The sequence below is a fragment of the Acetobacter pasteurianus subsp. pasteurianus LMG 1262 = NBRC 106471 genome, assembly GCF_000285275.1.
GTDB classification, from domain to species: Bacteria; Pseudomonadota; Alphaproteobacteria; order Acetobacterales; family Acetobacteraceae; genus Acetobacter; species Acetobacter pasteurianus.
In genome coordinates this window covers 101,544-109,968 of the sequence record NZ_CADO01000004.1, presented here as the reverse complement: position 1 = coordinate 109,968, position 8,425 = coordinate 101,544, and the positions used below count along the sequence as shown (strand labels likewise).

At 54.0% G+C, this 8,425-nt stretch carries 12 protein-coding genes; 3 read left to right on the top strand and 9 right to left on the bottom strand.

Annotated elements, in window-relative coordinates; translation table 11 throughout:
• On the top strand, positions 1-388 hold a 388-nt coding region (locus APA10_RS01655; RefSeq protein ID WP_035367300.1), incomplete at its 5' end, for an AI-2E family transporter.
• On the top strand, positions 385-1,068 hold the full coding sequence (locus tag APA10_RS01650) for an endonuclease/exonuclease/phosphatase family protein (protein WP_003630606.1): 684 nt from the start codon (positions 385-387) through the stop codon (positions 1,066-1,068). The genes APA10_RS01655 and APA10_RS01650, both read left to right, overlap by 4 nt.
• Before the next feature lie 3 nt (positions 1,069-1,071).
• Here APA10_RS01650 and cls read toward each other — a convergent pair whose 3' ends face one another.
• A complete protein-coding gene (cls, locus tag APA10_RS01645) occupies positions 1,072-2,499 on the bottom strand; it encodes a cardiolipin synthase (protein ID WP_004449139.1) in 1,428 nt (475 codons plus the stop codon).
• On the opposite strand from cls, the gene APA10_RS01640 reads away from it, so the two are divergent.
• Positions 2,498-2,947: a YraN family protein gene (locus APA10_RS01640; RefSeq protein WP_174714320.1), complete on the top strand. Its 450-nt coding sequence runs from the start codon at positions 2,498-2,500 to the stop codon at positions 2,945-2,947. The genes cls and APA10_RS01640 overlap by 2 nt on opposite strands.
• A 60-nt stretch (positions 2,948-3,007) precedes the next feature.
• On the opposite strand, the gene APA10_RS01635 is transcribed toward APA10_RS01640, so the two are convergent.
• The 8 genes from APA10_RS01635 to purC all read right to left on the bottom strand — a co-directional run bounded on the left by APA10_RS01635 (position 3,008) and on the right by purC (position 8,326).
• Positions 3,008-3,325, bottom strand: a complete 318-nt coding sequence (locus tag APA10_RS01635; RefSeq protein ID WP_003630610.1) for a hypothetical protein — start codon at positions 3,323-3,325, stop codon at positions 3,008-3,010.
• Positions 3,326-3,397: 72 nt separating this feature from the next.
• The gene (grxD, locus tag APA10_RS01630; protein ID WP_003630611.1) at positions 3,398-3,736 is read right to left on the bottom strand and encodes a Grx4 family monothiol glutaredoxin; all 339 of its coding nucleotides are present in this window, start codon (positions 3,734-3,736) and stop codon (positions 3,398-3,400) included.
• Positions 3,737-3,762: 26 nt separating this feature from the next.
• A complete protein-coding gene (locus APA10_RS01625; protein ID WP_006115272.1) occupies positions 3,763-3,993 on the bottom strand; it encodes a BolA/IbaG family iron-sulfur metabolism protein in 231 nt (76 codons plus the stop codon).
• Positions 3,994-4,020: 27 nt separating this feature from the next.
• Positions 4,021-6,225, bottom strand: coding sequence for a phosphoribosylformylglycinamidine synthase subunit PurL (gene purL, locus APA10_RS01620; protein WP_003630613.1), 2,205 nt, complete (start codon positions 6,223-6,225; stop codon positions 4,021-4,023).
• On the bottom strand, positions 6,222-6,923 hold the full coding sequence (purQ, locus tag APA10_RS01615; protein WP_003630614.1) for a phosphoribosylformylglycinamidine synthase subunit PurQ: 702 nt from the start codon (positions 6,921-6,923) through the stop codon (positions 6,222-6,224). Before purQ ends, purL begins: the two co-directional genes overlap by 4 nt.
• Positions 6,920-7,291: a Rap1a/Tai family immunity protein gene (locus APA10_RS01610; protein ID WP_003630617.1), complete on the bottom strand. Its 372-nt coding sequence runs from the start codon at positions 7,289-7,291 to the stop codon at positions 6,920-6,922. The genes purQ and APA10_RS01610 overlap by 4 nt, the downstream gene beginning before the upstream one ends.
• Positions 7,288-7,530 carry a phosphoribosylformylglycinamidine synthase subunit PurS gene (gene purS / locus APA10_RS01605; RefSeq protein ID WP_003630619.1) on the bottom strand — a complete coding sequence of 81 codons (243 nt, stop codon included), beginning with the start codon at positions 7,528-7,530 and terminating at the stop codon, positions 7,288-7,290. Before purS ends, APA10_RS01610 begins: the two co-directional genes overlap by 4 nt.
• Positions 7,531-7,558: 28 nt before the next feature.
• Positions 7,559-8,326, bottom strand: a complete 768-nt coding sequence (gene purC, locus APA10_RS01600; protein ID WP_003630621.1) for a phosphoribosylaminoimidazolesuccinocarboxamide synthase — start codon at positions 8,324-8,326, stop codon at positions 7,559-7,561.
• Between the last annotated feature and the right edge of the window lie 99 nt (positions 8,327-8,425).

The following is an 8,425-nucleotide window of genomic DNA, read 5'->3' as shown; positions in this document are numbered from 1 at the left end:
GGGGGTTGGAGAAGCCGTTATTTTAGGTGTGCTGGCGGCGTTTCTGGCGGTTTTTCCCATAGGTGCCCCGTTGGTATGGATACCTGCTGCCCTATGGCTGTTTGGTATGCACCACCCGGGAAAAGGCATTTTACTGCTGCTATATGGTGTTTTGATTATCTCGGGGGCAGATCATCTTATTCGCCCGCTGTTTATTGCACGCGGCAGTAAGCTGCCCTATCTGCTGACAGTGCTGGGCGTTATTGGCGGCCTTCTGGCTTTTGGTGGCGTAGGTATTTTTCTGGGGCCAATTCTGCTGGCTATTGGCTTTACACTCACAACAGAATTTGCAGCGGATGAAGCCGCACAACCTCTTGCGCAGGATGAAAAAAGGACTCTGACATCATGAGGCGTCCACTCTCTCGGCTGGTTGAGTTTGCGCGTCGCAAGTCAGCCCATTCCTTTGTTGCCTGCGATATGGAGGGCGTGCGGGTTATCAGCTGGAACCTGCTGCGCCGCACTGGGGCAACCGTGCATGACATTGCCGCCCTTATCGAGGCTGAAAAGCCCGATGTGCTGCTTATGCAGGAGGCCACGGTAGAAATAGACGTGCTGCCAGATGTAATTGGTGGCCACTATGCGCGTAACCCGCAACCGGGGCGTATTCATGGGGTGGCATGTTGGAGCCGTATTCCGTTTGCACGTGCGCCCAGAGCCTGCACCATTCCTTCTGGCCCGCTGTTTAAGCGCCATGCCCAGATTATTGAGTATGAGAAGTTTTCCCTGGCCAATGTGCATCTGTCTCATGGGCAGATGTTAAATCGTAAGCAGTTGCGGCGCTTGGCCACCCTGCTTTCTCCCCCATGTGCCATTTTGGGGGATTTCAACCTGTTGGGCCCAACATTGGTGCCGGGCTTTAAGGATGTTGGGCCTAAGGCCCCCACACATCGGATGGTGGATTTGCTGCCTATTAGAATTGATCGGTGCCTGGTGGAAGGCATGCAGTGTTTAAGCGCACGTGTTCTGCCGGTTTTTGCCTCGGATCATCGGCCTATCGCCGTTACTTTACGGCCTTTGATCGGGCTGTAATTTTTACAGATAGGGCATGAACAATCTGGCAAATGCATCCCGGATCTGGATGATCTTGTTACGGTTATCCAGATCATAATGTGTGAGCCGTTTGTTGCGGTGCTTGGTGATAAAATCATCCAGCATTTCGGCCAATACGGTATCGTAGATTTCCATATTGATTTCAAAATTCAGCCTGAGGCTGCGAATATCAAGATTGGAACTTCCCACACAAGACCATGCGCGATCGACCACCATTAACTTGGAGTGGTTAAAGGGTGGATTGGCCAACCAGACGCGCACGCCAGCATTCAGCAAAGGTGCAATATTGGCGGCACATGCCCAATCCAGCGGTAGATGATTGCTCTGGTGGGGGATAACAAGATCAACCTGCACACCACGAAGGGCCGCCAGCCCCAGTTCGGACATAAGGCGTTGCCCCGGCAGAAAATAAGGTGTCATCAACCTTACGTTTTTGCGGGCCAGCGTAATGGCCTGCAACATGGTGTATTCTATTTTTTCCAGATCCGTATCCGGCCCAGCCGTAACAATACGTGCTAGCGATTCACCCGTGCTTTTGTGTTCCTGAAAATACAGATCACCATGTAGGCGTTCCTGCGTGGTAAAATACCAATCCCACGCGGCGGCCTCGGCCAACTGGCGCACCACCGGGCCTTCCACTTTAAAATGCGTGTCCGATACCGGGTGCTTGGGTTTGCGGGAAACCATGTTTTCATCCGCAATATTCAGCCCGCCTAAAAAGCCAATACGCCCATCTACCACCAGAATTTTACGGTGATCGCGCAAATTGATGAAAGGCATCCGCCACGGCAGCAAAGAATGCATAAAGCGCGCACACGGCACCCCTGCCCGCCGCAACCGATGGTAAAGGGGAGAAAGAAAATAGCCGCTACCTATGCCATCAACCAGCACACGCACCTGCACGCCACGTTTATGGGCGGCAACCAGTTTATCTGCAAACAGGCCACCAACTTTGTCATCTCTAAAAATATAAGAGCACAGCAGAATGCTTTTGCTGGCCTTGTCGATGGCATCCAGCATATGCGGGTATGCGCCATCTCCATCATGCAATGGAATGATGGAATTACCACCGACCAGAGCACGACTGCTTAGCTTGCCTACCATAAGGGCTAATGGCGCAAACTGGCCTTCTAATTCCCTGTTCCAGGATGAAGGCTGGTCTATTTCCAACCGGCGGGGGGAGCGATCTCCAACCAGCTTTTTGGCCAAGCGGGTGACGCGATTGATGCCAAACATCAAATAAAGGGTTGTGCCCAGCAGCGGCATAAAAACACATGCGCCTATCCACCCGATAGCAGATGCCGTGTTGCGTTTTGTAAGAAGAATGTGCAACCCGACAGAAACAACCAGCACAAACCTGATAACTGTAAGCACAAGCGTAAAAGGTGAAATGGACAAGTCTGGCAACATGATAGGTAAAATGCTCACACAAAATGGGCTGGGCTATAAGATACCGAACAAAGTGGCTGCAAAACAGGGGCCAGCATTTTTGCAGAAACAAAGAAACGGCAGTGTTGCTTACACGCAAGGTGTGGCTGCCGAACAGCAAGCCTGCGACTGGCTGGAGCAGGATGGATGGACCGTGCTTTTACGCAGAGCCCGCACCCATCGGGGTGAAATTGATATTGTGGCCAGTAAAGCAGCAGTTTTGTGCTTTGTGGAAGTAAAAAAACGGCGTTCTATAGAAGAAGCCTTGGTAAGTTTACAGCCAGCGCAACAGCGGCGCTTGTTCCGCGCGGCGGAATGTCTGCTGCAAAAGCACCCTTATTGGCAATATGAAGAAATGCGTTTTGATCTGTTTGTGTTTGATGATGCAGGCAGAATGGAACGGTTGGAGAATGTTATCCGCCAAATGTAAAAAAGGCGCTTCTGCAACAGGAGCGCCTTTAAAACATTCGTGGATGTAAAAGAGAAAAAATCAGGTGCGGTGGCGGTGTTTGACACTATGTGCAGAAACCGCATGCGCCGGATGGTAGCTTACAAGCCGCACCATGCTATGGGCCTTGTCATGCTGGGCTGCGGCCAGAACAACACGGTGTGAAGACTTGGCTACAGCAACATGGCGAACATGATGCACAACCGGTGGCGGCGCTGCTGTAAGCGCCGCAAAAGTCAGCTTGCTGGCTTCCAGATCAGAAATGATGCGTTCTGCCCGAGCAGAGGAAGAAGTGGTGACCAACCCTACGCCAAGTGCTGTAAGAGCAAGAGCGCCACGTACAACCGCAACTCGTTTCATTAATCTGATCCCAACCTGTTTCTCTTTTCTTTAGGGACTATACAGGCCCACCCCCACTTGACAACCCAAAAATCAGGCTGGAGCGTTACAAGGAATGTTTTTTTCCTTGAACAGGTTCTGCAGTTCACCAGACTGATACATTTCGGTGACAATATCGCACCCGCCAATGAATTCCCCTTTTACGTAAAGCTGAGGAATTGTCGGCCAGTTTGAGAAATCCTTAATGCCCTGACGGATGGCCGGATCAGCCAGCACGTTTTCGGTTTTGAAAGGCACGCCAAGGTGCTGGAGAATCTGCACGACGCGCGCAGAAAAACCGCACTGAGGGAAATCGGCATCCCCTTTCATGAACAGCATCACGGGGTTGGCTTCAATGTCCTGCTTGATGCGCTGCTGTGCTGTATCTGTCATGGTCTGATATCCTTAAAGCTAAGTGATTAGGGAGCAGAAGTTGTAAGCGCCAGCGCATGCAGCTTGCCGCCCATGTGGCCCTGCAGGGCCTGATAGACAAGCTGATGCTGCCGCACGCGTGAAAGGCCCCGGAAGGCTTCGCTCACCACGGAACAGGCATAATGATCACCATCCCCTGCCAGATCATCAATCTTGATCTGGGCATCCGGAAAAGCCTGCCGGATATAGGTTTCGAGTTCTGTGGCGGACATTGCCATCGGTCTGCTTCCTTCCCGCTTGTTTTGTTAGTTGCCCATCAGCGTCGGGAAAAACGCTTCATGGGCCGTTTTCAGGCGTGCTGCGGATATGGTGACGCCGCTGGGCAGAATCAAATCATTTCCGCCTGAGCGGGCAATAATACGTGCTGGCACACCAGCAGCCTGAGCGCGCTCGCAAAGGGCTTTGCCGTCTGCCACACACGCCAGATAGCGGGCCTGATCTTCACCAAACCAGAAGGCTTCTGGCCGAATGCCGGAATCTGGGCTTTCCAGTTCACACCCAATGCCGCTTGCCATCACCATTTCTGCGGCGGCAACCATAATGCCACCATCAGCAATGTCATGGCATGCGGTAATGGTGCCATCCAGAATGGCGCTGCGCACAAAGTCACCATTGCGTTTTTCAGCAGCCAGATCGACCGGCGGCGGCGCACCTGCTTCCTGACCAAGAATTTCACGCAGCCAGATGGTCTGGCCAAGTTCGCCCTTGGTTTCACCAATCAGCACCACCTCAGATTCCGGCTGCATGCCAAGGCCAACAGCCTTGTTCACATCATCCAGAACGCCCAATGCACCAATAGCAGGTGTGGGCAGAATGGCGGTGGTGGAGCCATCGGGGTTTCGTGTTTCGTTATAAAGAGACACGTTGCCGCTCACGACCGGGAAATCCAGCGCTGAACAGGCTTCCCCCATCCCTTCAACCGCAGCCACAAACTGGCCCATGATCTCGGGTTTTTCCGGGTTGGCGAAGTTCAGGTTATCCGTTACGGCCAGCGGGCGGGCGCCGGTGGCTGTAAGGTTACGCCATGCCTCGGCAACAGCCTGTGCGCCACCCGTTTTGGGGTCTGCCTGACAGTAACGCGGGGTGCAATCTGTGGTGATGGCCAGACCGATGTCTGTATCTTCCACCTTCACAATAGCCGCATCCGCAGCACCCGGACGGCGGACTGTCTGCCCTCCTACGGTGCTGTCATACTGGTTCCATACCCATGCGCGGGAGGCCAGATCTGGCGAACCCACAAGCTTGAGCAACGTGGCATCCAAAGAAAGCGGTGCATGCACGCCTTCCAGCGGAGCCGGTGCCTTGGGTGGTGTTGCAGGACGATCGTAAATGGGGGCCTGTTCTGCCAATGGGTCTAGCGGAATATCGGCTTCCAACTGCCCTTTGTGCTTGACTACAATGTGGCCGGTATCTGTCAGATGCCCGATAATGGCAAAATCCAGTTCCCATTTTTCAAAGATCTTGCGGGCCACGTCTGTCCGGTCAGGGCGCAGCACCATCAGCATGCGTTCCTGGCTTTCAGACAGCATCATTTCATAAGCCGTCATGTTCGGCTCACGCTGTGGCACGGCATCCAGATCAAGCTCGATACCTACACCGCCCTTGCCTGCCATTTCCACGGAAGAGGATGTCAGGCCAGCCGCGCCCATGTCCTGAATGGCCACAATGGCATCTGTTGCCATCAGCTCCAGACAGGCTTCAATCAGCAGCTTTTCAATGAAGGGGTCACCCACCTGCACCGTGGGGCGCTTGGAAAGTGCATCTTCATCAAACTCGGCGGAAGACATGGTGGCACCATGAATACCATCGCGCCCTGTGCGGGAGCCCACGTAAACAACCGGGTTGCCAACACCTGCCGCTGCGGACAGGAAGATGCGGTCCTTACGGGCCAAACCAACCGTCATGGCATTGACCAGCGGGTTGCCATCATAAGCCGGGTGGAAGTTAATTTCCCCGCCTACAGTCGGCACGCCAACGCAGTTGCCATAGCCCCCAATGCCACGCACCACGCCATCAATAACGCGACGGGTAACCGGGTTTTCCGGGCTACCAAAACGCAGGGCGTTCAGGTTGGCAATGGGGCGTGCGCCCATGGTGAACACATCGCGCAGAATACCACCAACACCCGTGGCCGCACCCTGATAGGGCTCGATAAAGGATGGGTGGTTATGGCTTTCCATCTTGAAGATGGCAGCATAGCCCTGCCCAATATCCACCACGCCAGCATTTTCACCGGGACCATGAATAACCCATGGTGCCTTGGTTGGCAGCGTGCGCAGCCACTTGCGGGAAGATTTATAGGAGCAGTGTTCCGACCACATCACAGAGAACACGCCCAGCTCTGTCAGGCTGGGGGTGCGGCCCATAATGGACAGCACACGGCCGTATTCCTCGGATGTCAGCCCGAATTCACGGGCAAGGGATTCATCAACGGTTACAGGCTTATTCACCGGACTACAGCCTCCACCAGACCTTGGAACAACGGCAGACCATCTTCACCGCCCATCAGAGGATCAACCAGATCTTCCGGATGAGGCATCATGCCGCAAATGCGTTTGTTTTCGCTGAGAATGCCCGCAATGCTGTTAACGCTACCATTGGGGTTGCTGGCGGCATCATCCGCCTGCACGTTGCCTTTGGCATCGGCATAGCGGAACGCCACAAGGCCTTCGCCTTCAAGCCGCTCCAGCGTGGCGATATCTGCCGTGTAATTGCCATCACCATGGGCCAGCGGGGTGCGGAAAACATCCCCCTTTTTCCACTTGTGAGTGAAAGGCGTGTTTTCTGCTTCCACCTTCAGGTAGCAATCTTGAGAGAGGAAGCGCAGGTTAGCATTGCGCAACAGTGCACCGGGCAGAAGCCCCGTTTCCGTTAAAATCTGGAAACCATTACACACACCCAAAACATGGCCGCCCTTCTGGGCAAAGGCTTTGATAGCCCCCATGATGGGAGAATGCGCGGCCATGGCACCACAGCGCAGATAATCGCCATAGCTAAAACCACCAGGCAGCACGACCAGATCGGTATCTCCCAGATCTGTTTCATGGTGCCAGATCATGCGCGGGGCCTGCCCTGTAACGCGCTTGAGGGCAATGGCCATATCGCGCTCCCGGTTCGTGCCGGGGAATACGATAATTGCTGCTTTCATTTTTTCACACTGCACGGATAAGAGGCATGCAGGGCGGCAAAAACGCTTTCACCAACCGGCTTGTCCAGTGTTTCAGAATGCGCTTTCAGCCAGGCGAGAACCTTGGAACGCATAACGGGCATGGTTTCTGTGGTAGGTACACAAAAACCTGCAGGTGCAGATGGATCACCCTCGTTCCGATCATTGATCTTGGAAAGAGAGACACCATCCGTCAGGCCGCCAATATAGGCATCGCAAATGCCAGCACTAGTAGCGCGCGTGCAAAGGCGGGCAAAGTTGCCTGCCTTCATAGGCGCAATGCGCTGGGCATGGGCAAAGCCCGGTGCCGCGCATGCCAAGGCCAGAGTTACAAGGAGGGTGCGCTTCATTCCACCACCTCTACAGAGTAATCTTCAATTACCAGATTGGCCAGCAGATCACGCGCCATGGCATCGGCCTTTTTCTGGGCTTCCTCGGCTTTCGCGCCGGGGAGATCCAGCTCAATCACCTTGCCCACGCGCACATCCTGTACGCCGTCAAAGCCGAGTGTCTGCAATGCGTGGCTAATAGCCTTGCCCTGCGGATCCAGAACACCGTCCTTCAGCATGACGGTTACACGTACCTTCATTTTCAAGCTCCCGTTGCCACCAGCGTGGTTACTGGACCGTTTCCGGCCCCTTCATATCTCCGCCTGCCCCGTTTTCTGGCAGGATACCCATGCGGCGCGCCACTTCCTGATAGGCTTCTTTTACGTTGCCCATATCGCGGCGGAACCGGTCTTTATCCAGTTTTTCGTTTGTGTGCATATCCCACAGGCGGCAGTTATCTGGCGAGATTTCATCTGCCAGCACAATCTGCATATCTTCGCCTTCCCAGATACGGCCAAACTCCAGTTTGAAGTCTACCAACTGGATGCCAATACCGCTGAACAGGCCGCACAGAAAATCATTTACCCGCATGGCCATGCCGGTAATTTCTTCCATATCGTGCGGGCAGGCCCAGCCGAAGGCGATGATGTGGTCTTCTGAAACCAGAGGATCACCCAGCGCGTCATTCTTGTAATAGAATTCCACAATCGGGCGTGGCAGGCGCTCCCCTTCGGGAATATCAAAGCGCTTGGAAATGCTGCCAGCGGCAATATTGCGCACAACCACTTCCAACGGAATGATTTCCACTTCCTTTACCAACTGCTCACGCATGTTGATGCGGCGGATAAAGTGCGTGGGAATGCCGATTTCCTGCAACCGCAGCATCAGAAATTCACTGATACGGTTGTTCAGAACGCCTTTCCCGGTAATTACGCCGCTTTTTGCGCCGTTCCCTGCTGTGGCATCGTCCTTGAAATATTGCACAAGGGTGCCAGGTTCGGGGCCTTCAAAAAGGATTTTGGCTTTACCTTCATAAAGCTGACGCCGACGGGCCATGATGATCCTTACCTGTCGAAAAAGGGTAAAGCCAGTTCGGGCAGAACTGGCTGTTGTTCAAGGGGCCAGCCAGTATGGCCCCTTACATGCTAGGATATG

Bases quoted from the DNA above. Each gene is read 5' to 3' on its own strand.
- APA10_RS01650 (WP_003630606.1), top strand. From the start codon at position 385: ATGAGGCGTCCACTCTCTCGGCTGGTTGAGTTTGCGCGTCGCAAGTCA.
- APA10_RS01640 (WP_174714320.1), top strand. From the start codon at position 2,498: ATGATAGGTAAAATGCTCACACAAAATGGGCTGGGCTATAAGATACCG.
- cls (WP_004449139.1), bottom strand. From the start codon at position 2,499: ATGTTGCCAGACTTGTCCATTTCACCTTTTACGCTTGTGCTTACAGTT.
- APA10_RS01635 (WP_003630610.1), bottom strand. From the start codon at position 3,325: ATGAAACGAGTTGCGGTTGTACGTGGCGCTCTTGCTCTTACAGCACTT.
- grxD (WP_003630611.1), bottom strand. From the start codon at position 3,736: ATGACAGATACAGCACAGCAGCGCATCAAGCAGGACATTGAAGCCAAC.
- APA10_RS01625 (WP_006115272.1), bottom strand. From the start codon at position 3,993: ATGGCAATGTCCGCCACAGAACTCGAAACCTATATCCGGCAGGCTTTT.
- purQ (WP_003630614.1), bottom strand. From the start codon at position 6,923: ATGAAAGCAGCAATTATCGTATTCCCCGGCACGAACCGGGAGCGCGAT.
- APA10_RS01610 (WP_003630617.1), bottom strand. From the start codon at position 7,291: ATGAAGCGCACCCTCCTTGTAACTCTGGCCTTGGCATGCGCGGCACCG.
- purS (WP_003630619.1), bottom strand. From the start codon at position 7,530: ATGAAGGTACGTGTAACCGTCATGCTGAAGGACGGTGTTCTGGATCCG.
- purC (WP_003630621.1), bottom strand. From the start codon at position 8,326: ATGGCCCGTCGGCGTCAGCTTTATGAAGGTAAAGCCAAAATCCTTTTT.